The following is a 23,400-nucleotide window of genomic DNA, read 5'->3' as shown; positions in this document are numbered from 1 at the left end:
CACATTTTCATTCTCTGTGGTGTAGCGCTGATTTTGCGCTACATGGATGGCTAACGGGTGCTTTAGTTAAATATCATGGGGTGTGGCAAACAGCTCTTTTTGCTTATTAACTAAAGGCGCAGGTTAGTTCAATAAGGAGTGACTAATAGAGAACCCAATTACCAACGATAAATGTTAAAATAAAGTAATTAAGGAATGTGAGAGATGGTGAACATAAAAGGTTGCTTTAACTCAAAATAACCTGGTAATATTATGTAATTAAATCTAAAATTATTTTTTTCGAATAAGGAGTGACTTCTTAATGTATGGCAGTTTAATCTACATCAGTTCTTTAAAACATGAGGATATTATTAACCAGTTTGATAGTATTCTTAATGAAGAAAAGTATTCCTGTTTTCCTTTACCAGATATCGAAAATATTGGGACGAATCTTTATTTACTTGGAATGCCATTTAATAAAAAAATTCATTGGTTTATCGCTCAAGAGACTATGAATGGTGGTGAAATTCCCACGGTAAATGTTATTGACAAACATGTTCTCGACGGGACTCCCAAAAGTAAGGTAATCACTTTATCTGTTAGGGAAAGAGGACTACTCGATAATATTGCATATTCTTTTAGCAATGATGTGAACAGAGATAATAGCTACTTAAAAATGATTATTTCAATTCGTAAGAACTCAATGGGAGATTACGATTTCTACTACTCTCATGATAATGTATTTAAAATAACCCCAAGGAAGTCCCACGCTTGCTTCAATTAGTAATTATTTGAATATGTAGAGATCATCTCTGTTTTGAGATGACCTCTTCTTATAACATAATATTAATTTCATTAGATACCATTTTAAAATACGTAACATTCTATATATTTGAGATTAATTTGGGAGGTGTGTTCAAATTGTTTAGCCGAAGGACAGTTGAAGACTTATCTTATTTAGAAACAGTTGATAAAATAGTAGAACTTAATGAGCACATTCGTAGTTTTTGGTCTAAGTCACAAGGTTGGGCACCCATTGATGCAGCCAATCTACTTAGTAAGTCGCGATTAGATTGGTTGGTATCTTTAAGTCACTCGTTATACAAATGGGAAGAAGATCCAAGTGAAAAAGCGAAACATGGTGATTTAATTTTAGCTTGGGCAAATCTTGGAGCCTTAGTTGAAGGTAGCATGAAATTTTTTCTTTCTGTTTACTATGAAAGCTATAAGGTTGATAATAATTCGATTATGCAACGGGGTCAACAAGTTGAGCCAGATGGTACTATGTTTAATGGCTTAAGATTTTACTCTTTGAGAAAAGCGTTTGGAACGATGCAGAACTAAAAGATAATAATGATTGGCTTAAAGAAGTTCAAGGAAAGAGAAATGCTATTCATGCATATAGGGATAGGGACATTGATGACTTCCACTCGTTCAGACATCAAGTTAAAAAATATCTTTCATTCTTAATAGACTTATTAGGACGAGTCCCTTATCCTAATGATATTTATGGCCCAGACCTATTATTTAGATAAACATAACGAAAGACGAGGTAGTCTATTTACATTACTGTTTCTTTTAATGTGCTATTCAATGAGGTATTTAATTTACCATTCCACCAATCAAAAGTAGTTTTTTTAATACCTAACTTAGAGGAGGAAGACTTGAATTTTTAAGTGAATACCTTTTGTTTTTAAGAACGAAAATCCCGAGATTAGAAAGAAGAAACCACTCTCAATGATCACCTTAGAATTTATGTTTAATAAAATAAAAAGAGTAGTGCTTGATGGTGAATTTAAGAAATGCTTATTTAGTTCGAAAGCTGATTTATGAAAAACGTGATGCATGGAGTTTCTAGGGCGAAAAATCAAATAATTTTAAATGTTAGTAAAATTAACATTTAGTTTGAAATGTATAAATTCAAATAGTTTTATGGGAGAGATTCGAGTATGAGTCCAATAAGAACAGAATCACATATAATAGGAGAAGCTGCAGTTGAAATACTAAAACGATCTTTGCCTAAGCACTGGATTTTAAGGGAGCAAGGCGGAAATAATGATTATGGTATTGATGTTGAAATTGAGCTAGTTCAAACTGATGGCGAAGTAACTGGAACAATATTTAAAGGACAAGTCAAAGGACATAAGAATATACACTTTAAAAATGATTATTATAAGAAAAGTATTAGCACTGACAAGTTAAAATACTGGTTGCGTTTCTCGATGCCAGTAATTTTATTTGAAGTTGATACAACTAAAGAGGAAATTTTTTGGGTCGATGCTCAATTGACTGCAAGGCGTGAATATTCATATCTTGATATACAGAATTCTAGGCAAATTAAAATATCATCTAATACCAAACTGTCAATAAAAGATAAGAAAGAATCACAATTATCATTAATGATTTTACTTAATAAAATTTTAAATGATTATAATTGGAGGAACACCTATAATGAGGTGAAGCAATATTTTCATTCTTTTATTTCCTTTTTGAATATTTGGAGTAGTTGTCGTTATTTTGATTTCTTTTTGGAAATGGAACATGATGAGATCACATCACTTAAATCATATTATAAAAAAACAAAGAGGTTAGCTCAAACTTTTTATATAGCAATAGATAACGATGACATTCCACTATTCGAGGATTGGTATAAGCTTGCTGATGAAAAGTGGGATGGGTTTTTTACATATAGCGTAGGATTAAAAGTTTGTGAAAGTATACTTAAATACATCATTGAAATATTAGAGTTCACTAAAAAATTAGTCTTAAATCTGGAATCCCATTTTTGGGCCAAGCATGATTTAGAATTTCAACAGGAACTTAGGTTAGTGCATTTACCTGCATTTGATGATGAGAACGAATTACTTAATTTCTTACAAAAGTACTCAAATTAAAAAGTTAATAGCTTAATCTAATTGTTGGAAGGGACATAAAAAAATAATTATTCCATAATCGGGTGCGATTGTTGAAGAAGAGTCTCTTTTCTTATTCAGCTAACGGGGGTTTATGTTTAAAATCTGGAGGTGCTCTGGCATCTCTTTTTCTTATTTACCTGCTCTTTTTTTGTAGTTTTTTTTTTTCTATGAAATAACACGTATAATCTAGGCACTTAGAATGCGAAGAGATTTTGGAATGAGTACAAAAAATACTTTTTTATTACAAGAAAGGTTCGGCTTTAATTCGTGGTGGAAGATGTAACCAATTAAATCACTGTTTTCCTGATGCTCCCCCAAGAAGAGTCTCTTTTTTTATTTTTTTATACCTTTTTGTTTCCAACTTTATTTGAATTACTTTTTTTACCTATTTTTATTTTTTACTTGTCCGTTTCCAACTTTATTTTTATCTATGCAAAATTTCATAGCCCTTGAATCCGCAATTTATAAGAAGTCGTGTTTCCAACTTTATTTGTCCTATACAAAAGTGTTGTTGATGTCCATTTATATTAAAGTTGGTAACTTAACATTATAGTTGGTAACCGTTGCAAAACGGTAAAATGTTCAAACAAGAAAGATCAGACTAAATTAAGTTTAAAAAATCGTATTCAATAAAATTTATTGAATACGATTTTTTTGCTTTCCAAAGGAGATTCATCAAAAAAGAGCTTTTGAAGAACGCTCTTCAGATTGGTTAGCCCTATTTTCTCTTGTCTCCCTATGGAGAGCAACTTTATCGGTCATCCCATTTCTTATCTACAATTTCTTTCTCAGTATACCTGATAAGCTTAACTAATAGTCAGTTGATAAAATTAAACAGTTGCAAATAGTATATAAGCGAAATATTATATAAGTAAATCGTTATATGTTAATTAACTGTGAGGAGGTATTTCATGGAGATATCAACAATTGAAATAGAAAAGGCTGCCACTATATTAAAACTGTTGGGTGACAAAACAAGACTAACTATGCTCAAAGTGTTGGACACGAATGATTATTGCGTTTGCGAATTCGTTGAAATATTTAAAGTTAGTCAACCAGCTATTAGTCAGCACGTGAGGAAATTAAAAGATGCTGGATTGGTACGTGAAACAAGAAGAGGTCAATGGATTATCTATTCAATGAACAAGGAAAGTGATGTTTTTCCTTTCATACAGAGTTTAATTCACCACCTCAAAAACCAAGATTTTAAACTAGAAGAATTGGAACAACGGGGATTACGTATCTCATGTGAGTAATGGAGGTTAGCATATTGTCGCAAGTCATATTAGCATCAATAATATTCCTAGTAACGCTTATCTTCGTTATATGGCAGCCTAAAGGTTTAAACATCGGTTGGTCAGCATGTGGAGGAGCGATTATTGCTTTATTAGTTGGGGTTGTCGATTTTAGTGATGTAATAGAAGTAGTAGACATTACTTGGAACGCAACTTTATCCTTTATCGCGATTATCTTAATTTCTTTAATTTTGGACGAGATCGGATTATTCGAATGGGCAGCCTTACATATGGCAAAGACCGCGAAAAGTAATGGTATTAAAATGTTTGTTTATGTCAGTGTTTTAGGAGCCATTGTTGCTGCCTTCTTTGCTAATGATGGTGCTGCTTTAATATTAACGCCAATTGTTTTGGCAATGGTTCGTAATTTAAATTTCACAGAAAAAATGATTTTTCCATTTATTATGACAAGTGGGTTTATTGCGGATACAACTTCGTTACCATTTGTGGTGAGTAACTTAGTTAACATTGTTTCAGCTGATTTCTTTGATATTGGTTTTGTGGAATATGCTTCTAGGATGATTATTCCTAATATATTTTCTCTGATTGCAACCATTAGCGTTTTATTGTTTTATTTTAGAAAAAGCATTCCACGAACTTATGATTTATCTAAGCTAAGAGAACCTAAAGAAGCAATTAACGATATAAAAATGTTCCATCTTTCATGGTATGTTCTTGCTATACTGGTTGTTGGTTACTTTAGTAGTGAATTCATCCACATACCTGTTTCTATTATAGCCGGAATAATAGCTATTTTCTTTATTATAATGGCAAGAAGAAGTAGTGCTGTTGATACAAGAACAGTTATTAAAGAAGCACCATGGAATATTGTATTTTTCTCAATCGGTATGTATGTTGTTGTTTATGGTCTAGGGAATGCAGGACTTACAAGCGTTTTAGCTGGAGTTATAGAAATAGCTGTAGAACAAGGGCTATTCGTTGCTACGATGTCGATGGGATTCATTGCAGCCTTCCTATCATCCCTAATGAATAACATGCCAACCGTTATGATAGATGCTTTGGCAATTGCAGAAACGAATACTTCCGGAACTATTCGAGAAGCACTTGTCTATGCTAACGTGATTGGGTCTGACTTGGGACCAAAAATCACCCCGATCGGTTCACTTGCAACGCTAGTATGGCTTCATGTTTTATCCCAAAAAGGCGTGAAAATTTCATGGGGTACTTATTTTAAAACAGGTATTGTCTTAACAGTCCCTATTCTATTTATTACACTATTAGGATTATATATTTCGTTATCGTTTTACTAATATGGGCAATCAATTAATGTAACTCAAAATAAATCGGTGCTTTTTATTAAACTTGAAACCAAAGGAGATTTCTTATTATGTTCCAAAAAAACACTTTACTTTTTATGTACAGGGAATTCATGCAGAAGCCAAATGGCAGAGGGGTGGGGGAAAAATATTTAGGTGATGAGTGGGAGGTTCTAAGTGCAGGAATTGAAGCACATGGCTTAAACCCAAATGTTGTTAAAGCGATGAAGGAAGTTGGTATCGATATTTCTGACCAGACGATTGAGCAGAGTTTTGTGAAGTTAAATTAATACTGCAAACACCGGTTTCCGGTAAATCAAGTTCTACCTTTCTAGCCGATTCAAAATCACATCAGACTGCCTATTAGGGAGGTATTTAGAATGTCAAGAATGCAAAATAAGGAAGTATCTCAAATTCAGGGTTTGGATATTGAGTGAAATCAAGAAAATACTCTCCGAATTGATCGATTACTAGATAGCTATGAAAAAAGCATTCTAAACAATTTAGAAGAATATCAAAGAAAAACAAGATGGCCTGATCATGTGGCAGATCAAATCTCATCCTTCGGAGGTAGCTGGAAATTTATCGTTTGTTTTGCGATTTTTTTGTTCATTTGGATAGTATGGAACACGTTGTCAATAACCCGATTCCATTTTGATGAACCGCCGTTTATTTTATTGAATCTATGTTTATCTAAAATATATTCACCGAATAGAAAATGAACTAATGGAAATCAAGGTACTTTAATAGAAAATAAAGAAAAAGAAACATTGTAACTTTTTTATGTAAGGATTGTGAAAAATCACGTGGTTTTATTCTGTCAGTTTTAATACATAGGAGCGAATTCATTTTATTATGTTTATTAAAATCCGACTGCCAATAGTTTAAATTCTCATTACTCCTATTTAAATGAACTTTGACTATCTATTAATTCATAAAAAAAAGCCTAAATAGATGAACAGATAGAATCAAAGCCCTACTGTTTGCTGCTCCTGAACGTAAAACATCTTTTATAGAGCAAGAAGCGTTGGGGTTTCTCCCAACGCATTTTTGTAAGTTTTATTTTTTCTAATGTACTAAACTATCCAAATCTGGCTGTAATTTGTTCCGTAAAACATACAGCATGATAGCACCTACAAGGAATGAAACGGCATCTGCAATGACAAGCGACCAGATTACTCCGTGGAATCCGTATATATGATTGGCGATAAACAACACAGGAATTATTGTAACTCCTTGAATAATTGACATAATAAACGCTGCAATTCCTTGTGCTGTTGCTTGAAATACACCCGTAAACAACGTGGTCATTCCAGTAATAAACAAGGATAAGAACGTTACATGCAGAATGTAACTTCCCATTTCAATTAAGTACGGGTCATTCGTAAATAAACCAATTAAGTTATCAGATATCAGATAGACGATAACGCCGAATACGAAGGCTAAAGCCACAATCATTTTAATTGTAAATCCGATTGTATGCTTCATGCGCATTTTATTCGCTGTAAAAGAAAAGGCAATGAGCGGTACTACTCCCTCGCATAAGCCCATCAGAATAAACTCAGGAAATTGCAATAAACGTGATGATATTCCGTAAGCAGCTACTGCCTGATCCCCATACTCTACAAGAAAGTGGTTTAAGATGAGAGACATTGCACCCAAAAAGATACTCATAATAAAGACAGGAACTCCGATTTTAAATACATTACTCAGAATCTCTTTAGAAGCTTTGAACCATTTTACTGAAACGGTTAAGAATTGGCTTTTATATCCTACATGAAAGGCGTAGAATGCACTCGCAACAATGTTAGAAATTACTGTAGCAGACGCAACCCCAGTTACGCCCCAATCGAAGACGAAAATGACTAGTGCATCTAGCATAATATTCACGACAACGCTGAGAATCATACCAATCATAGACGTGATTGCTGCACCTTCTGAGCGCACGATATTCTCCAGTGTGAAGAACAATATGACAAATGGTGAGCCTAAAATCATAATTGTGACATAGTCCTTTGTAAATTCGAAGGAGTCAGATGTTGCCCCAAGACCATAAACGATTTGATTAATCAATGGGAGGCCTACAGCTATCACGATAAGACCGAGAACTAAGCTGCTGTAAAAGGCGAATGAAGACACATGCTTTACATCATCATATTTTTTCTCTCCTAGTAAACGGGAGATGAATGTACCACTCCCCATACCAACCAAATTTCCTAGCGCCATAATGATAGCAAATAATGGCAAGGTTAATGCGAGTGCGGTTAACATGGCAGTACTGTGGAGCGTACCAAGGAAATAGGCATTCAATATTGAATATATGACACTCATTGACGTGCCGAGCATCATTGGTACAGCGAAATGGGCTACAGCTTTACTGACCGGTGCTTTTTCAAAGTAATAGAGGTTTTCTGCATCCATGTGGATCACTTCTTTCTTTTGAATAGTTATCTAACAGTGTTAGTTTGAATCTAACAGTGTTAGATGTTATCATGTATTTATGAATCTGTAAAGCATAAACTAACAGTGTTAGATGGAATGGAGGATACCGATGAAAAAACAGCAGCCACAGATTTCAGAGGATAAGATTTTAGAAGCCTCATGGGAGCTTCTTGGCGAGGAGGGTATTGAGAAACTCAGTATGAGAAAATTGGCAGACAGGCTTGGGATTCAGGCTCCCTCTTTGTATTGGTACTTCAAGAGCAAACAAAATCTATACCAGCGTCTAGGCAACCAGGTATCGAAAACAATTTTGGAGGAATTCCACTCAGAAGGGGATTGGAAAGAACAGTTGACTGAGCTTGCGGTAACGGTACGGAGCGTACTCAGCCGCTATCCATGCTCTACGCAGATTATGATGATGACACTGCCCCACGAACCAGATATTATCCGGTTCACCAACCGGATGCTGCTATGCGTGGAATCAACACCGCTTGAGCAAGAGCAGAAAATGCAAGTGGTTACTACACTCGTTAACTATGTCTATTACTTTGTTCTAGATGATTATCAACATCAACGTAATGTCTCAGCTATCCTTAAGACCAATGAAATGCTTCCCGGAGAAGAGATGATTCGTCTTTTAGACTCTATGAATGAGACGGATGCGGGACTGTTCCGGAGGATGTTCAAGAACGGATTATTTGAGCTGATGGGGACTGACAGAGCATTTGAATTTGGTTTGAAGTTAATTTTGCTCGGGATCGAGCAGGTGATAAAGGAACAGGTGGAGTAAATATAAAAAACGCCCCTTCTGTTATCAGATGGGCTGATAAACTATGTATTATAACCAGGTGGAAGGGCTTCTACAATCTATAGAAGTCCTATCTAGACTGCTTCGTACGTTAAAGAAAAAATACACCCAAAATGTCGTTTGGTGATATTTTATAAAAGAATGTTCTTCAATAATCTGTCCCGATTGTTGAAGAAGGGGAACGTCGTTCTCGTATTGACTATAACTTTTTGTAAACATCAGCGTAAGCTATTTTATGTTGTTCTCTTAATTGCTTTTTTTCATTTTCAACAGCAAATTTGGTTCACCCCCATAATAGCGTATATTAACATTTCTCCGACCGCCCAACCCGAATTTAATTGATAGCTTTATACACCAAAAATGATTTTGTTTACTGCAAAGGCTACCCATTAATTATTAATACGCTACTTTTTACACTATAAGCTTTACTTCTCCATCTTTGTATTCAAAGAAATAATCATTCTCGTTCTCTAGTAGAATAGGTAAGTATTGAGACACCATTTCAGCAATCCCTAAGTTTTTTGGGTTCATAATCCAATCTATTTGTTTCCAATCGAGAATCCCTTCTCTTGTTTTCTGTATAGTTTCATTCCATAAAGGCGCATCTACTTCGAATAAGTATACATGTAACCCATCTTGTTCTCCGTTACTTTTATCCCATGTAATAACGCCTTTTGAATAGTATTCGTTTACTTGGATACCTGTTTCCTCTAATACTTCACGCATTGCTCCTTCATCAGCTGTTTCTCCTGCTTCATATTTACCGCCAACCCCATTCCAAACTCCCATGATCGGCGGTTTTTCACGATTTAACATTAAGATCCGGTCATTACTTTTCAAAAAACATACATTATATTTAAACACTCAATCATCTCCATTATTTAATTCATTCATTATAGCTTAGCCAATATTGAACAATAGTATCATAAGTTTCTGTAAGAATGACAACTTATTACTGGGTTAAGGAACTGGTTAATTTAAGATTAATAGGATTTAAGAACTCTTTCTAAGTTGCTAGTAATCTCGGGTTATATAAATTAACTAAAATAATTAATCTTTTTAATTGAGAATGGTTATCACTTGTTGTATATTAGATAGTAACAATACAAATAATTGAATGAGGAGAGTACTTAATGCAAATATACTGGACTAAAATAAATAAGATTATAGAAGAAACACCAGAGGTCAAAACATACCTACTCGACTGTCCGGAAGGCTTTACATGGGAAGAAGGTTCCCATACCCACTTCGCATTGGAAGGTTTCAATGCTGGAGAAAAACCAAATCGCAGCCTAATTCGTCACATGTCGATTTCTACTTTACCGCATGAAAATTCAATCGGTATCACAACACGTATCAAAGAGCAGTGTTCTGAGTTCAAAACGATTTTAAGAAGTCTTGAGGTGGGCGATGAAGTTGCGATATTTAAAACTCATTCGAATGTGCCGCTAAAGAGAGAAGACAAAAATGTTTACCTGCTGTCATCGGGTGTCGGCTTGGCAACTTTCAGACCACTCATACTGGATTATTTTAATCGTGCTGACAACGTCAACCAAATTCATTCCCTAAATATCGATTCAACCAAAGACTTCTTATTCACTAATATTTTTGAATCCGTACCTGACAAAAGGTTCACTTCACAGTTCGTCGATAACCGCAAGGACTATTATGAAGAAGTGAAAAATCTTGCAGCAGACAAGGATGGACTCTTCTATGTTGTCGGTAGCGACGAATTCCTTGAGCAGAATATTGAAGTATTGCGGGAACAGGGTATTAAACCAGAACAGATTATGCTCGATAAGCATGAACAAAAAAAGGCTGAGTTTTTATCGTTTGAATTGACCATTTAAACGAAATAAAATAGTTTCTTGGTAAATGTTAAATAGATGCTCTACAAAAATATGGATCTTCGAGATGTTTTTAATCATTTTGAAAACAAAAAATAAACGCACCAAATCATGAAAATGATTTGGTGCGTTTTCAACTAGTATACTAATTCAAACCATGCAATCTATTTTTCTTCAGTAACAGTTTCTTCTGTTACATCCTTACTATAATTGTACTGGGAAGGATTCACTTTAGTAAAACCTTCTGGTGTGTAGAATCTCAATAAATCACCATTCACGATTTTATCGGATAACTGCAATTTATTGGCTACTTCTTTCTTATACTCATTTGCTTTTTCTAATAGACTATCATCAGCAAGCGGTAAACCAGTTGTTGCATCATAGAACTTCTCATCTAACGAATAGATAGTAGGACTAACATAATCACCATTTCTAAACGTTACTAAATCATTATGCTCTTTTGATAATAAATCGGTGCCAAATTGAACATAATTTTGTGAATCGACTCCAAGTAAGTGTAATAAGGTTGGAAGAAGGTCTATTTGTCCACCGTAGGTATGATGGGTGCCCCCTTGTATTCCAGGAACGTGAATGATTAATGGTACACGTTGTAAATTAGCACTTTCGTAAGGAGTAACTTCTTTTCCGATAATTTTTTCCATGGCTTTATTATGATTTTCGGAAATACCATAATGATCCCCATAAAAAACAAGCATACTGTTATCATATAAGCCAGATTTTTTTAATTCACCGATAAACTGTTCAATTGCTTCATCCGCATAGCGAGCAGTTTGGAAATAATTATCTACACTTGCATCACCAGTAGCGGCTTTCCCAATTGTTGTTAAGTCTTGATTTATTTTATACGGATAATGGTTTCCGACCGTAATAAATTTAGTATAGAAAGGTTGTGGTAACGTGTTTAAAAGATCTAATGATTGTTCAAAGAATGGCTTATCCAATAAACCATATTCAGCCATATCTTCCGAATTAGTGTCATAATAATTAGCATCAAAGAAATGTTCGTAGCCGAATGATTTATAAATCTCATTACGATTCCAGAACGTGCCGTTATTACCATGAAATACAGCTGATGTATAACCAGACTCTTTTAAGATTGCAGGCGCTGCTTGATAAGTGTTTTGACCTTTTGTAATATATGCAGAACCTTGCGGTAAACCAAATAAAGAGTTTTCAAGCATAAATTCAGCATCCGAAGTTTTACCTTGCGCCGTTTGATGGAAGAAGTTATCAAAGTACAGTGTATTCGGATCTTTAGTTAATGAGTTTAAGTATGGTGTAACTTCTTCACCGTTTAATTTATAATCAATCAGAAAGTTTTGGAATGACTCCAAATGGATATAGATGACGTTCATTTTTTTTGCTTTACCAAAATAATCTGGATTTGGTTCAGCATAGTTAGATTTTGCATAGTTAATAACTTCTGTCATATCATCGCTATCAGCTAAAACTCTTTGGGAAGACGCTTTTATCGTTTCCGTAGCGTCATAAATAGTGTAATTATACATTCCTAAGTACTTAACGATATAATTTCTATCAAAGCCGCGAGTTAATAACTGGGGACGATCTAAGTTAGCTAATCCTAAATTTAAAGCAAAAATTCCTATTACAAAAACAAGCCCTGCAATTGCTTTTTTGTATCCAACTCTGCTAGTACTTTTTGATATTTTTTTAGATAGACAAAGATAAGTTAACAAAAGTATATCAACAAAGAACAATATATCGTAAGGTTTTAATAAGGAAACTACACTGCCACCTAAGTCTCCAAAGTTCTGCGTTTGAGTAATCGTTGGTAATGTAATAAAGTCACTAAAAAATCTATAGTAAACTGCATTTGCATATAAAAGAATGGACATAAGAGTGTAAATTACAACAAGTGATATATATTTTGCCCGCCCTTTAAAAATAAAAGAAAATCCAAGAAATAACATGGCAGAGCCAAGTGGATTTAAAAGCAAAAGGAATTGTTGAAGAAGTCCTTCTACCCCTAAGTTAAATTGAGTTACTTGTGTTATATATGTTTTGATCCATAACATGAAAACGGCTAAAAAATATAGACTACCGAAACTGCTTGAAAAGGCAGCTTTTTTATTATTTAAAATTCCCATTTCCTCACCTTCCTATTAGACTAGTTTTCAGCTTAAATTAATAAGAGAAATTTATTAAAAAGTGATCTTAATATAATTTATAAAGCTAATATAACCTACCTCTTTTTTTAACTTATGTCAAGTAAGAGGACTTCCATATGTCGTCCTCCCACACTTGTAGCTGAGTATAAATTTCCTTAATAAAATAACCCTTCATGACCAATTTAATGGTACAGTAAGAAAGAAAATTTTAAAAGTGAGTAGGCGAACCGATATGATAGAGGTAAAAACATCTCCACTAAGTGATGGAGAATTCAATAGAGGAGTATTTGCGACACGTGATATTAAAAAAGGAGAGCTTTTACATGAAGCCCCAGTCATTTCCTATCCAAATGACCAGCATCAGCACATAGAGCAAACTATATTAGCTGATTATGCTTTCGAGTATGGGATAAATCATTCTGCTATCCTTCTTGGTTATGGCATGTTATTCAACCATTCTTATGAGCCTAATGCAACTTATGATATCAATTTTAAAAATCATACATTTGATTTCTATGCTTTCACCGATATTAAAGCAGGAGAAGAAATTCTGATTAATTATAATGGAGATGTGGATGACCAAGACCCACTATGGTTTAATCAAGATTAGGTGCTGAGAATCCTTTGATCATCCAAAAGAGTACACATTTAAGACCATGGACATATTAGCTCCATGGTCTTTCTATTTACATACCCTTGTACATTTCCCAAAAATGAATTCTCCTTTAAGGTTTGAAAAAGGAGAGGATGAATAATTGTTTAAAAAAATGATAATGAATCAACTATAGCGAAATAATATAAATTCCCTATGTTTGCTGATCAGGCAATTGCTACTGATTACTCGTGACGGCAAAAGTCGCAGAATGAAATAACAGCTCAAGAATTGATTAATCTATAAATCAAGGAGGCTTTAAGAGTTTATTCTCAAAAGTCTTTTTTATTTTGTAAAGGATAAAATCACACCATACAAACAATACTAATTTTACATTATATTTTTTGTGGGAGGTGAAAGTAGATGACCGTCCTAACGATGAAGGAATTGGCATTTATGGAGGATGAAATCCGTGCAGAGGAGATAACCGGGAAAACGATGAACTGGTGTGCAGCACAATGCAACGATCAAGAATTAAGAAAAATACTCGAGGATATGGCAGAGAAACATCAGTTAAAAATTGCTGACCTCGCCCAATACTTTAATAGAACAAACGACGCTCATTAAATGCAAAAGGTGGGTTCATAATGCCAAATAATATCGCAGGTCGTGGCTTAACAGACCGTGAAATGCTTCAGCTTTGTCTAGAGCTAGAGAAGGGACGCTGCCGAAGCATCAGCAATACGTTGTTAGAGACCACACATCAGCCGCTACGGGAAATTTATGAGCAATGTTTTGAAAATGCGAGTTCCAACCATTATAAGCTTTTTGAAATAATGAACAATAGAGGTTGGTATAAAACCGAGCTTGCATCAAAAGAGCAGGTTGAGAAAGTACAGGAACTTATGCGAATTAACCTGCATCCAGGTGACTAATCAGATCGTAGAAGAAAATCAACTAACATAGTTTCGGCGATGGAATAATGGTTTTCAGAATTGGAAAGTAAAATAAACAGCTTGCGATTATTTAAAAATAATCACAAGCTGTTTATTTTTACGGTTATCCAAATAGATTATAACGTTAACCCGCCATCTACAAGTACTACCGAGCCAGTCATATAGCTCGCTTTATCTGAAGCTAAGAAAGCTACCATTTCTGCTAGTTCTTGCGGCTCAGCATATCGTCCCATTCTCATATTTGAAATCTCTTCAGGAATATAACCACCTTTTGCAAACTGGTCAGCAACACCTGCTGTTAGCGCCGTTTGAACGCCACCTGGACAAAGGGCATTAATACGAATTCCTTTTTTTGCATATTCCATCGCAGCACCCTTAGTTAAGCCTATAACTGCATGTTTGCTTGCAGAATATACAGCTACGCTATGTTCAGGACGAACTCCGGCAGTAGAAGCAGTATTAATAATAGATCCGCTTCCTTGCTCTTCCATAACTTTCAACACGTATTTCAATCCAAGGAATACTCCTTTTACATTGATATTCATAATACGATCAAATTCAGATTCTTCTACTGTCGTAAAAGGTGCGAATTTTTGGATTACACCTGCATTATTGAAAAATATATCGATACGTCCGTAGACTTCAACTGCTTTATTTACATAGTTTTGCACATCTTCACTTTTAGATACATCGGCTGGAACGAAGATTCCTTCGCCACCTTGCTCTTTAATTAGCTTTAATGTTTCTTCACCTGTTTCCTTATTGTAATCTACTAATACAACAGTTGCGCCGTTTTGAGCAAGTTTCAAACTGCTTGCTCTTCCGATTCCACTTCCAGCACCGGTAATTAATGCAATTTTGTTTGTTAATTCCATGTTTAGCTCCCCTTTGTTTTTTAATATCTTACAGCTCTTATTTTATAGCGCCTAAAGAATTATTGATTGTAGTATCTTACGGATAATGGTACTTTTTTATTATTAATAGAATGTAACCGGTGAAAAGTGGAAGGAGAATATACGCAGATGAAAGTATTCAAAGAGGATTTACAATTTATTTGTCAGCTTATTTATGACATTCATCAAATCCCTGTTTATTATGTCAATCAATTTGGCGAATTTGAATATGAGCTTTCAAAAACAGAACTGCGGAAAAATCCATACTATGAGCCATTCAAAGAGCAGATCAGAGTATATAGTTACGAGGAGGACCCACATGATTTTCCTATCTTCTTCTCGAATTCAAATTTGAATTGTTTTTTTATCAATCTTAGAGAAACCAATCAATTTTTGGGAACTATTATTGTTGGACCTACACTGGAGTCGGAAATATCCGAAGAAGATATTTCCAAGATCCTGGATATTTTTAAAGGAAACGTGAATAAAGGAAAGCTCCTAGAATATTATCGATTCGTCCCAATTATAGATAAACAACAACTTCTAGCAATTAGCCTTTTGGTTTATTATTTAGCGTATCGTAAAATGTTAGAGGAAACGATTGTTGTACAAAACAACAAGGCGTTAAGTCATGACGTGATGGAATCGGAAGAATTGGAACTCGAGCTTTCTAAAGGAAGAATGAATTTCATTTTCCATTCAAATCTTTCATACGAAAGGGTTTTGCTTGATTATGTCAAGAATGGGCGATTAGACAAATTAAAGGATACCTTTGACTACTCTATTGTAGGAGAGGCAGAATTGGGCTTATTATCGAAGCGAAACCGCTTAAGAAGTGAAAAAAATTTAATGATAACTGGAATCGCGCTTGTTTGCAGAGCTTCAATTGAAGGTGGCTTAAATGAGGAAACAGCATTTACCTTAAGTGATTTTTACATTCAACAACTTGAGGAATTAAGAAACCTAAAGGCGATATTAAACTTAATGGAAGAAGCGATAATAGATTTTACGAAACGAGTGCATCAATTGAATATAGAGAAGTATTCTGCAGCAATCACTACATGTCGAGATTATATTTTTAAGCATTTGTATGGGGATATCACGCTTGATGAGCTTTCAGAAATATGTAGTTTAAGTCCAAATTATTTATCATCTCTTTTTAAAAAAGAAGTTGGTATGCCAATAAGTGAGTATATTCAGCGACAACGTATAGAGGAAGCGAAGAGACTGTTACTTTTAACGAATTATTCAACTTCAGAAATAAGCACTTGGCTAAACTTTAACGATCAAAGTTATTTTATAAAAGTTTTTAAAAAATACACTGGTTTAACACCAAGGCAGTTTAGGAACAATCCTACTTAGGGTATTAAATCAACATGACTGGAGAAGAATAATTTAGACTGTGTAGTTTCCACATGTAGCAGATAGGAAGAAGTGAATTATAATTATTCGTTTCATGGAATGGAGAGATTAAGATGAGATTAACAGACAAAGTAGCGATTGTTACAGGTGGAGCAAGTGGAATAGGTGAAGCAACAGTACGTCTATTTGCTGAAGAAGGAGCAAAAGTAGTCATTGCCGATTTTTCTCAACGTGGCAAAAGTATTTCAGAAGAATTAAATACAAAAGGACAGGATACTCTATTCGTAGAAACGGATGTAACTAGCGAAGACCAAATTAAACATATGATTAGTGAAACTGTAAATAAATACGGCAGGCTTGATATTATGTATGCAAATGCCGGAGTGGCTGATGATGCCCCTGCTCATGAATTATCCTATGAAAAGTGGAAAAGAACGATCGATATTAACTTATCGGGTGTTTTCCTTTCTGATAAGTATGCAATCGAGCAGTTTCTTAAACAAGGAACAGGTGGTGTCATTGTTAATGCTGGTTCGATTCATAGCTTTGTTTCGTTACCAAACCCAACTGCATATTCTGCTGCCAAAGGTGGAGTTAAGCTCTTAACTCAAAATCTATGTACAGCTTATGCAAAAGATGGGATACGTATTAATGCGATTTGTCCAGGGTATATTGAAACACCATTACTTGCTGCGGTCGATTCCCAAACGAAGGAATACTTAGCGTCTCTTCATCCACAAGGAAGACTTGGAAAACCAGAAGAAATAGCAAAAGCAGTGTTATTTTTAGCAAGTGATGATGCTAGTTTTGTAAATGGCACAACGCTACTAGTTGATGGCGGGTATACTGCACATTGATAACAAGGCAAAACGAAGGCAGACGACAGCAATAACAAAAAAGAGGGACGGTATGTGGCTTGCTACATACTGTCCCTCTTTTTAACTTTCACATCGTAATGACCTGATTTTTTCTATCCTGAGCGGCATGTAATTTAACCATTGCAAATCGTGCAATTGGTTGAATTACTAAGCTTTCTGCAATAAGGACGACCAAGAAATTTCTTGGCCAATTTGATAAGAAGTTGCTAAAAATTTCTGAATGAAAACCATTTCCTACAATGTCACCGATAATCGTCATGGTAATGGACATTCCTAATACAGTAAATAAGATGCGAAATAGAATTTTAGCATTAAAGCTATCTGTTGGTTCTGTAAATTTAACAACCAGTTTTTCTGCAATTCGGCCAATAAGAACTGGCTCAATAATCATGACAATAATCCAAATAATCGGTAACGCCTTAAGTATTGTAAAGGCAACCTCTTTATTAAAATCACCGACTGCTAGAATGATATTTAAGGAAGTCATAAATAGAACTGTCAATGTACAAATAATCGCACCATACAATGCACCTTCCTTGCCGTTTCTAGGTAATCTTGCTTCTTGTTTCATATATGCCTTCCTCTCAAAACTTATTTAGACCTTAGCAATAGGCTAAAATACAAAAACATACCAATTAGTCTGTTGGTTAGTATAGCAAAACAATTCTCTATGATGTAAGAGTTTTTTGTCTCTAAGAAAAAAAGAGTGTTCATAGTTTAGACATATATTTTTATTGTTTCCTCAAATAGGACATATCCTTGTAAACAAAGAGACGTTGAGGATTGAAAAAATGACCCCAACTGGTCAACTGTTTACGAATAATTGGGAAAGGGAATGGTTAAACAAAGAGGAGACTAGGAATTAGGAGGATAATGATGAGGAAAATAATAATTGGATTTATTTCGTTTGCAACTGCATTTACATTATCGGCATGTAATAGTAGTAAAAAAGAGATAAGTACAGAGGAAGAAAGTAACGTGAATGTTAATACAGAAGAAAATGTAGACATGCCTCATTCGGATATGAACCATACAAATACAGGTGAAGTTCCTAAGGGTTTGGGTGAAGCGAAGAATCCTACCTTTGAAGTAGGAAGCAAAGTCATTCTTAAAACAGGCCATATGGAAGGAATGCAAGGTGCGGAAGCAACTGTTGTTGGTGCTTATGATACCACTGCCTATGTCATTTCCTACACTCCTACCCATGGTGGAGAAAAAGTGGACAATCATAAATGGGTTATTCAAGAAGAGATTAAAGATGCGGGAGAAAAAGTATTAGCACCCGGGACAAAAGTTACCATTGAGGCTGATCACATGACAGGCATGAAAGGTGCTACTGGAGAAATAGATAGAGCCGAACAAACAACTGTATACATGATAGATTACACCCCGACTACCGGCGGGGAAGTGGTAAAAAACCATAAATGGGTAACAGAAAGTGAACTAACTCCTAAATAGGTTTGAACCTATTACGCTAGGGGAAAAATGATACTAATGACAGATAATTATATGTAGGAGGTGTTTCGATGAATCCAAAATATGAAGAATGTCTTAAGGCTTGTTTAGAATGTTTAGAGGCATGTAATACATGCTTTGATGCTTGTTTAAAAGAAGACAATGTTAACATGATGGTAGAATGTATCCGATTAGATCGTGCTTGTGCAGATATATGTGCGTTTACCATACAAGCAATGACCACGAATAGCCCATTTTTGGAAGAAATTTGCAAGCTTTGTGCGGATATTTGTGAAAGTTGTGCAGAAGAATGTGAGAAGCATGAACATGATCACTGTCAAAAATGTGCCGAGGCATGCAGAAAATGTGCCGTAGCATGTCGTGAAATGAGTAAGTAAGAAAGATTATAAATTCAACTAAAAAAAGGGTACTGTCAAAGAAGTAAATATTACTTTGGCTGTACCCTTTTTTATGAAAATAGAATTTTTACATAACGTATCTGTTTAGATGTCGGTTTGTATTATATGATTAATTTAAATCGCATTGCATATATGAACTGAGGAGGAAGCTAATATGTATGTCCCAAAATATTTTAAAGCCACAGATGTAAATGAAATTAGTGAGTTTGTTCAACAGAACTCCTTTGGTACAATCGTTACAACTAGAAAGGGGAAACCGATTGCTACTCATTTACCTTTGAGTCTCAGTAAGATAGAGGAGGATTACTATATAACTGGACATTTGGCGTATGGGAATCCACAATGGAGAACCTTTGAAAATGAGGAAGACATTTTAGTTATGTTTCAAGGACCACATGCTTATATCTCGTCCTCTTGGTATGAGCATGAAAATGTTCCAACATGGAATTATCAGGCAGTACATATGTATGGATCAGCTAGTATTATGAATGAAGAGGAGTTACAACAAGAGCTTACAAGGCTGCTGCAAAAATACGAACAACATCGTGAAAATCCAGTTTTATGGGACACTCTTTCTCCGCAAGTGTTAGAAAAAGAATTAAAAGGAATCGTAGGTTTTAAAATTAAAGTGAAAGAAATTCAAGCTGCCTACAAATTAAGTCAGAATCGTAATGAAAAAGATTATCATAATATCATTGAAAAGCTACAGGAGGAAGACGATTTAGACTCAAAACAAATGGCACAATTGATGGCGAAGAAAAATAGAGAAACTTAATAAGTATTTTATCTTGTCTGTTGATTATCCATCTTATTCTACCGCACATGTTTTGTGTTTCGGCTCGCTTGTAGAAAAATGCACACTTTATCGAATTTTATTAAGCCTAAAATAAGAGACAATTGTTCTTCCTTACCTGTTTCCTAAATTTTAATGGATAAAAAGTATAAGAACGCAAGTGCATTTGGGGGGAGATCTGAAAGGGGACTCAAGCGGAGTTATAAAATCAAAAAGGCAGTTGGAATTGAATTGCTAACGGTGCAGCATTCAATCCGACCGCCTCTTTTAATTATTTTCTGTTTTGATCAATTAAAAACGTCCAAATCCAAATGAGAGTAGTTTCTGTGTTTCAAGAAAACGAGCATCGTCGCTTTTAGTACCCATCACCACCGAGATGAGTCGTTTATCCCCTTTCCGTGCAGTCCCTGTAAAGCAATATCCTGCAGTTTCAGTAAAACCCGTTTTTAATCCATCTACCAGGTTATCGTATAAATTTCGATTTTGGGGATCAAGCATTGCATTCGAATTCTTTAAGGTTGTCCCATCGTAAGCTAATTTGTATTCAAGCATTTTGGTTGTGTTGAGTACATCTGGGAAATCACTTAATAATTGGCTAGCTAATAATGCTGCGTCTCTAGCTGTCATAACGTTTTCAGAACCATCTGTATTAAATAAGCCCGTAGAGTTTACAAAATTCGTTTTGGAAGAAAGGCCAATTTTATTAGCCTTATTATTCATTAGCTTAGCAAATTTTCTTTCTGATCCTGCTATATGCTCTGCCAAAGCTATAGTAGCGTTATTTGCAGAATAAATGACCATCGCATTATATAAATCACGAACTGTTAGTAAATCATTTTCTTTGACATAAATTTTCACCGCTTGAGGATCCATGTTGTTCGCAGCGTGTGACATTACTACCAAATCATCCCAGTCCATACTTCCATTTTTAATTTGCTCCTGTACTATATACTCAGTCATCATTTTGGACATGCTTGCTACAGGAAAAGGGTTATCCGCATTTTGTTCCATTAATATTTCTCCTGTAGATGCATTCAGTAGAATTGCTGCGTGACCTTTTATGTCTGGAGCTTCTAATGATGAATCTGTAAAGTCTGTTAATGGACCAGATACCTCTATTATCTCGTTTATAAAACCTTGGACTGAGTTACTTTGACTGAACTTGTATGCGCCTATATAACAGGCACACAAAGAGATAAGAATAATTAGTAATCGAGTTTTTCTTTTTAGCTTTCTGCGTTTCATCGGGTCCTCCACCTTTTCTCGTGAATAATTTTTCATTTCTTTTATTGTAGTGAGTGGATATTAATTTAAAGGAAAGAAAAGTTAAAGAATTTCTTAAGATTAAGGTATAGATAGTTTTTCGAAAAAGTCTATGTTTATAATATAAGAAGAATTTAGAAAAAGTAGGTGGTGATGTCTTGTGAGAGCGGCTATTTTAATAATAGATGACGATAAAGATATTACGAATTTATTGCGGATTTACTTAGAGGCGGAACATTACAAGGTTCACGTAGCCCATGAAGGGGAAGAAGGCATGAAAATGCTGGCAAGGCATAAGACCGATTTAATCATTTTAGATGTAATGATGCCAAAAAAAGACGGTATTCTAGTTTGTCGTGAAATTCGACAAGATAATCCCACGATTCCGATTTTAATGTTAAGTGCAAAAGCGGAGGATATGGACAAAATATATGGTCTTACAACAGGTGCGGATGATTACTTGGTTAAACCCTTTAATCCATTGGAACTTATAGCTCGAGTGAAAGCATTGTTAAGAAGATCAGGGTATTTACAAAGAAATATAGAATCCTCTAAAGAAATCTTAAGTTGTGGTCCATTAGAAATAAACAAACAAAATCATACTGTGTATATTGGTAGTAATCCGCTGAAACTGACTGCAATTGAATTTGATATATTGTGCCTGCTATGTAATAAACCAGGCAGGGTATTTAGTTCAGAAGATATATTTCAATTGGTTTGGAATGAGCAGGAGATCTATTCAAGCAAAACTGTTATGGTTCATATAAGTAATTTAAGAGCAAAACTTGATCGTGCATTAAATGGAGAAAAACTGATTGTGACCGTTTGGGGAGTTGGTTATAAAATTGACTATTAAATCGTTATTAATAGAGATTAGACTCTTCCCAAAGTGGCGTCTGATTACTGGAATAATTCTGTCCGCAATTTTGTCAGTAGTTTCTTTGTTTTTAATTAAAAATGCTGTGGTAGGATATATTAATTCCTCGGTAGTTGGTAGTGGAATGGTTACTGAATTTGTAAATTTATTTGGTAAGAGGAGAGTCTATAATATCCTATATTCCCCTTGGTCTGTATTTCTTAAACAGGTAAGTTTTTTTATCGTATTCATGTTTTACTTTTTCTTGTTTTACCGACATGAAAAAAGTAGACTATTTCTAAAATCTCTCAACCAGCTAATTACTGATATAAAAAAATATGTAAGTATTCCGAGTACGGTGTTCGAACCTGTTTATCAAGATAGGAATTTGTTGCAGTTAACAGAAAGTATAAATATGATTTTCAGTAAAATGGATACTCTGATAGAGGAAGAAAGGAAGGCTCAGAGGACAAAAAACGAACTCATTACGAATGTCTCCCATGACCTTCGCACTCCCTTAACTTCCATCCTTGGTTACTTGTCACTTATAACGGAAGACAAATATAGAGATGAAGTAGAACTAAGGCATTACATTGACATTGCCTATGAGAAATCTACCTTATTGCATCGGCTAATTCAGGATTTGTTTGAGTATACGAGAGTACAAAATCATCAGCTCAAAGTAATAAAGGAACCTTTAAACATAAAGGAAATGCTTGGACAGCTCGTGGAACATTATCGTATTGAGCTAGAACAGAAGCAGTATATTTGTAATGAGACGTATAGTTCTGAACAACTTATTACGGAAGCAGATGGTAATCTTCTTATTCGTGTGTTTGAGAACCTAATGTCAAACGCTTTAAAATATGGAATAAGGAAAAAACAAATTGATATCTCTGCTTTTTTAAAAAATAATAACATTGTAGTAGAAGTAACAAGTTATGGAAACCAGATATCTGCTATAGACTTACAACATATATTCGAAAGATTTTATCAAGTCGACAAATCACGCGGTCTGCATACTGAAAGCTCAGGATTGGGACTTGCAATCGCTAAAAGCATTGTTGAAATACATGAGGGTAAAATTCAGGTGATGAGCGATGAGGAAAAAACAGTTTTTTCCGTTTATCTTAAGCGCTTTATTCATATCGACAGTGTTTAGAAAAAAGCCCAAGGAAGATAGCTTCAAAAAATGAAGCTTTATCCCTTGGGCTTTTACG

24 protein-coding genes and 1 pseudogene are annotated in these 23,400 nt (G+C 34.8%); 19 read left to right on the top strand and 6 right to left on the bottom strand.

The annotated features are described in order from the left end of the window. Positions 1 to 301: 301 nt before the first annotated feature. The 7 genes and pseudogenes from FS486_RS08260 (at position 302) to FS486_RS20420 (ending at position 6,188) form a co-directional block, all read left to right on the top strand. Positions 302 to 763, top strand: coding sequence for a hypothetical protein (locus tag FS486_RS08260; protein ID WP_142541073.1), 462 nt, complete (start codon positions 302 to 304; stop codon positions 761 to 763). 137 nt (positions 764 to 900) lie between these two features. Continuing rightward, a complete protein-coding gene (locus tag FS486_RS08255; RefSeq protein WP_229677480.1) occupies positions 901 to 1,323 on the top strand; it encodes a hypothetical protein in 423 nt (140 codons plus the stop codon). Between the two features lie 605 nt (positions 1,324 to 1,928). Next, positions 1,929 to 2,873 carry a DUF4365 domain-containing protein gene (locus FS486_RS08250; RefSeq protein ID WP_142541074.1) on the top strand — a complete coding sequence of 315 codons (945 nt, stop codon included), beginning with the start codon at positions 1,929 to 1,931 and terminating at the stop codon, positions 2,871 to 2,873. Between the two features lie 932 nt (positions 2,874 to 3,805). Continuing rightward, positions 3,806 to 4,150, top strand: a complete 345-nt coding sequence (locus tag FS486_RS08245) for an ArsR/SmtB family transcription factor (RefSeq protein ID WP_144510855.1) — start codon at positions 3,806 to 3,808, stop codon at positions 4,148 to 4,150. Positions 4,151 to 4,164: 14 nt separating this feature from the next. Continuing rightward, positions 4,165 to 5,460, top strand: coding sequence for an arsenic transporter (locus FS486_RS08240; RefSeq protein ID WP_144510854.1), 1,296 nt, complete (start codon positions 4,165 to 4,167; stop codon positions 5,458 to 5,460). Positions 5,461 to 5,592: 132 nt separating this feature from the next. After that, a pseudogene (locus FS486_RS08235) lies at positions 5,593 to 5,726 on the top strand (arsenate reductase); the annotation flags it as partial. Positions 5,727 to 6,008: 282 nt separating this feature from the next. After that, the gene (locus tag FS486_RS20420; RefSeq protein WP_260858061.1) at positions 6,009 to 6,188 is read left to right on the top strand and encodes a DUF1003 domain-containing protein; all 180 of its coding nucleotides are present in this window, start codon (positions 6,009 to 6,011) and stop codon (positions 6,186 to 6,188) included. Positions 6,189 to 6,534: 346 nt separating this feature from the next. On the opposite strand, the gene FS486_RS08225 is transcribed toward FS486_RS20420, so the two are convergent. Next, positions 6,535 to 7,887 carry an MATE family efflux transporter gene (locus tag FS486_RS08225; RefSeq protein WP_144510853.1) on the bottom strand — a complete coding sequence of 451 codons (1,353 nt, stop codon included), beginning with the start codon at positions 7,885 to 7,887 and terminating at the stop codon, positions 6,535 to 6,537. A gap of 130 nt (positions 7,888 to 8,017) precedes the next feature. Between FS486_RS08225 and FS486_RS08220 the strand changes: the two genes are divergently transcribed. Further along, on the top strand, positions 8,018 to 8,698 hold the full coding sequence (locus tag FS486_RS08220) for a TetR/AcrR family transcriptional regulator (protein ID WP_144510852.1): 681 nt from the start codon (positions 8,018 to 8,020) through the stop codon (positions 8,696 to 8,698). 429 nt (positions 8,699 to 9,127) lie between these two features. Here FS486_RS08220 and FS486_RS08215 read toward each other — a convergent pair whose 3' ends face one another. Continuing rightward, positions 9,128 to 9,580, bottom strand: a complete 453-nt coding sequence (locus tag FS486_RS08215) for an NUDIX hydrolase (RefSeq protein WP_144510851.1) — start codon at positions 9,578 to 9,580, stop codon at positions 9,128 to 9,130. Between the two features lie 269 nt (positions 9,581 to 9,849). Between FS486_RS08215 and FS486_RS08210 the strand changes: the two genes are divergently transcribed. After that, on the top strand, positions 9,850 to 10,566 hold the full coding sequence (locus FS486_RS08210; protein WP_144510850.1) for a dihydropteridine reductase: 717 nt from the start codon (positions 9,850 to 9,852) through the stop codon (positions 10,564 to 10,566). Positions 10,567 to 10,727: 161 nt separating this feature from the next. Here the strand turns inward: FS486_RS08210 and ltaS are convergent, their stop codons facing one another. Then, the gene (gene ltaS, locus FS486_RS08205) at positions 10,728 to 12,692 is read right to left on the bottom strand and encodes a lipoteichoic acid synthase (RefSeq protein ID WP_186321394.1); all 1,965 of its coding nucleotides are present in this window, start codon (positions 12,690 to 12,692) and stop codon (positions 10,728 to 10,730) included. Between the two features lie 253 nt (positions 12,693 to 12,945). On the opposite strand from ltaS, the gene FS486_RS08200 reads away from it, so the two are divergent. The 3 genes from FS486_RS08200 (at position 12,946) to FS486_RS08190 (ending at position 14,240) form a co-directional block, all read left to right on the top strand. Further along, positions 12,946 to 13,323, top strand: coding sequence for an SET domain-containing protein (locus FS486_RS08200; RefSeq protein ID WP_144510849.1), 378 nt, complete (start codon positions 12,946 to 12,948; stop codon positions 13,321 to 13,323). Between the two features lie 405 nt (positions 13,324 to 13,728). Further along, entirely contained in the window at positions 13,729 to 13,932 is a 204-nt protein-coding gene (locus FS486_RS08195) for a hypothetical protein (RefSeq protein ID WP_144510848.1), read from the top strand. 20 nt (positions 13,933 to 13,952) lie between these two features. Next, positions 13,953 to 14,240, top strand: a complete 288-nt coding sequence (locus FS486_RS08190) for a spore coat protein (RefSeq protein WP_144510847.1) — start codon at positions 13,953 to 13,955, stop codon at positions 14,238 to 14,240. 137 nt (positions 14,241 to 14,377) lie between these two features. On the opposite strand, the gene FS486_RS08185 is transcribed toward FS486_RS08190, so the two are convergent. Beyond that, the gene (locus tag FS486_RS08185) at positions 14,378 to 15,136 is read right to left on the bottom strand and encodes an SDR family NAD(P)-dependent oxidoreductase (protein WP_144510846.1); all 759 of its coding nucleotides are present in this window, start codon (positions 15,134 to 15,136) and stop codon (positions 14,378 to 14,380) included. A gap of 147 nt (positions 15,137 to 15,283) precedes the next feature. Here FS486_RS08185 and FS486_RS08180 point away from each other — a divergent pair, with 147 nt between their 5' ends. After that, positions 15,284 to 16,516 (top strand): helix-turn-helix domain-containing protein, encoded by a 1,233-nt coding sequence (locus FS486_RS08180; RefSeq protein ID WP_144510845.1) that lies wholly within the window; start codon positions 15,284 to 15,286, stop codon positions 16,514 to 16,516. 113 nt (positions 16,517 to 16,629) lie between these two features. Next, positions 16,630 to 17,373, top strand: a complete 744-nt coding sequence (locus tag FS486_RS08175; protein WP_144510844.1) for an SDR family NAD(P)-dependent oxidoreductase — start codon at positions 16,630 to 16,632, stop codon at positions 17,371 to 17,373. 88 nt (positions 17,374 to 17,461) lie between these two features. Here the strand turns inward: FS486_RS08175 and FS486_RS08170 are convergent, their stop codons facing one another. Further along, positions 17,462 to 17,965 (bottom strand): DUF2798 domain-containing protein, encoded by a 504-nt coding sequence (locus tag FS486_RS08170; RefSeq protein WP_144510843.1) that lies wholly within the window; start codon positions 17,963 to 17,965, stop codon positions 17,462 to 17,464. Positions 17,966 to 18,270: 305 nt separating this feature from the next. Between FS486_RS08170 and FS486_RS08165 the strand changes: the two genes are divergently transcribed. From FS486_RS08165 to FS486_RS08155, 3 genes are all read left to right on the top strand, one after another. After that, positions 18,271 to 18,852, top strand: a complete 582-nt coding sequence (locus tag FS486_RS08165; protein ID WP_483861231.1) for a DUF1541 domain-containing protein — start codon at positions 18,271 to 18,273, stop codon at positions 18,850 to 18,852. A 68-nt stretch (positions 18,853 to 18,920) separates the two neighbouring features. After that, positions 18,921 to 19,247, top strand: a complete 327-nt coding sequence (locus tag FS486_RS08160; RefSeq protein ID WP_144510841.1) for a four-helix bundle copper-binding protein — start codon at positions 18,921 to 18,923, stop codon at positions 19,245 to 19,247. Between the two features lie 175 nt (positions 19,248 to 19,422). After that, on the top strand, positions 19,423 to 20,043 hold the full coding sequence (locus FS486_RS08155; RefSeq protein WP_144510840.1) for an FMN-binding negative transcriptional regulator: 621 nt from the start codon (positions 19,423 to 19,425) through the stop codon (positions 20,041 to 20,043). Positions 20,044 to 20,352: 309 nt separating this feature from the next. Here FS486_RS08155 and FS486_RS08150 read toward each other — a convergent pair whose 3' ends face one another. Beyond that, positions 20,353 to 21,306, bottom strand: coding sequence for a D-alanyl-D-alanine carboxypeptidase family protein (locus tag FS486_RS08150; protein WP_186321393.1), 954 nt, complete (start codon positions 21,304 to 21,306; stop codon positions 20,353 to 20,355). Between the two features lie 178 nt (positions 21,307 to 21,484). Between FS486_RS08150 and FS486_RS08145 the strand changes: the two genes are divergently transcribed. Both FS486_RS08145 and FS486_RS08140 read left to right on the top strand, forming a co-directional pair. Continuing rightward, positions 21,485 to 22,180, top strand: coding sequence for a response regulator transcription factor (locus tag FS486_RS08145; protein WP_144510838.1), 696 nt, complete (start codon positions 21,485 to 21,487; stop codon positions 22,178 to 22,180). Then, positions 22,170 to 23,342 carry a sensor histidine kinase gene (locus FS486_RS08140; RefSeq protein WP_144510837.1) on the top strand — a complete coding sequence of 391 codons (1,173 nt, stop codon included), beginning with the start codon at positions 22,170 to 22,172 and terminating at the stop codon, positions 23,340 to 23,342. The genes FS486_RS08145 and FS486_RS08140 overlap by 11 nt, the downstream gene beginning before the upstream one ends. Positions 23,343 to 23,400 lie beyond the last annotated feature (58 nt).

The sequence above is a fragment of the Bacillus sp. FJAT-22090 genome (assembly GCF_007676755.1).
Lineage (GTDB): Bacteria > Bacillota > Bacilli > Bacillales_A > Planococcaceae > Psychrobacillus.
The sequence above is the reverse complement of the archived record's forward strand: the minus strand, read 5'-3'. Positions and strand labels throughout refer to the sequence as shown.

What these genes read in the sequence shown, in the direction of transcription:
- FS486_RS08210 (WP_144510850.1), top strand. Translation starts at nt 9,850, where the DNA reads ATGCAAATATACTGGACTAAAATAAATAAGATTATAGAAGAAACACCA.
- FS486_RS08185 (WP_144510846.1), bottom strand. Translation starts at nt 15,136, where the DNA reads ATGGAATTAACAAACAAAATTGCATTAATTACCGGTGCTGGAAGTGGA.
- FS486_RS08175 (WP_144510844.1), top strand. Translation starts at nt 16,630, where the DNA reads ATGAGATTAACAGACAAAGTAGCGATTGTTACAGGTGGAGCAAGTGGA.
- FS486_RS08190 (WP_144510847.1), top strand. Translation starts at nt 13,953, where the DNA reads ATGCCAAATAATATCGCAGGTCGTGGCTTAACAGACCGTGAAATGCTT.
- FS486_RS08195 (WP_144510848.1), top strand. Translation starts at nt 13,729, where the DNA reads ATGACCGTCCTAACGATGAAGGAATTGGCATTTATGGAGGATGAAATC.
- FS486_RS08150 (WP_186321393.1), bottom strand. Translation starts at nt 21,306, where the DNA reads ATGAAACGCAGAAAGCTAAAAAGAAAAACTCGATTACTAATTATTCTT.
- FS486_RS08245 (WP_144510855.1), top strand. Translation starts at nt 3,806, where the DNA reads ATGGAGATATCAACAATTGAAATAGAAAAGGCTGCCACTATATTAAAA.
- FS486_RS08225 (WP_144510853.1), bottom strand. Translation starts at nt 7,887, where the DNA reads ATGGATGCAGAAAACCTCTATTACTTTGAAAAAGCACCGGTCAGTAAA.
- FS486_RS08260 (WP_142541073.1), top strand. Translation starts at nt 302, where the DNA reads ATGTATGGCAGTTTAATCTACATCAGTTCTTTAAAACATGAGGATATT.
- FS486_RS08220 (WP_144510852.1), top strand. Translation starts at nt 8,018, where the DNA reads ATGAAAAAACAGCAGCCACAGATTTCAGAGGATAAGATTTTAGAAGCC.
- FS486_RS08170 (WP_144510843.1), bottom strand. Translation starts at nt 17,965, where the DNA reads ATGAAACAAGAAGCAAGATTACCTAGAAACGGCAAGGAAGGTGCATTG.
- FS486_RS08155 (WP_144510840.1), top strand. Translation starts at nt 19,423, where the DNA reads ATGTATGTCCCAAAATATTTTAAAGCCACAGATGTAAATGAAATTAGT.
- FS486_RS08165 (WP_483861231.1), top strand. Translation starts at nt 18,271, where the DNA reads ATGAGGAAAATAATAATTGGATTTATTTCGTTTGCAACTGCATTTACA.
- FS486_RS08160 (WP_144510841.1), top strand. Translation starts at nt 18,921, where the DNA reads ATGAATCCAAAATATGAAGAATGTCTTAAGGCTTGTTTAGAATGTTTA.
- FS486_RS08250 (WP_142541074.1), top strand. Translation starts at nt 1,929, where the DNA reads ATGAGTCCAATAAGAACAGAATCACATATAATAGGAGAAGCTGCAGTT.
- FS486_RS08180 (WP_144510845.1), top strand. Translation starts at nt 15,284, where the DNA reads ATGAAAGTATTCAAAGAGGATTTACAATTTATTTGTCAGCTTATTTAT.
- ltaS (WP_186321394.1), bottom strand. Translation starts at nt 12,692, where the DNA reads ATGGGAATTTTAAATAATAAAAAAGCTGCCTTTTCAAGCAGTTTCGGT.
- FS486_RS08200 (WP_144510849.1), top strand. Translation starts at nt 12,946, where the DNA reads ATGATAGAGGTAAAAACATCTCCACTAAGTGATGGAGAATTCAATAGA.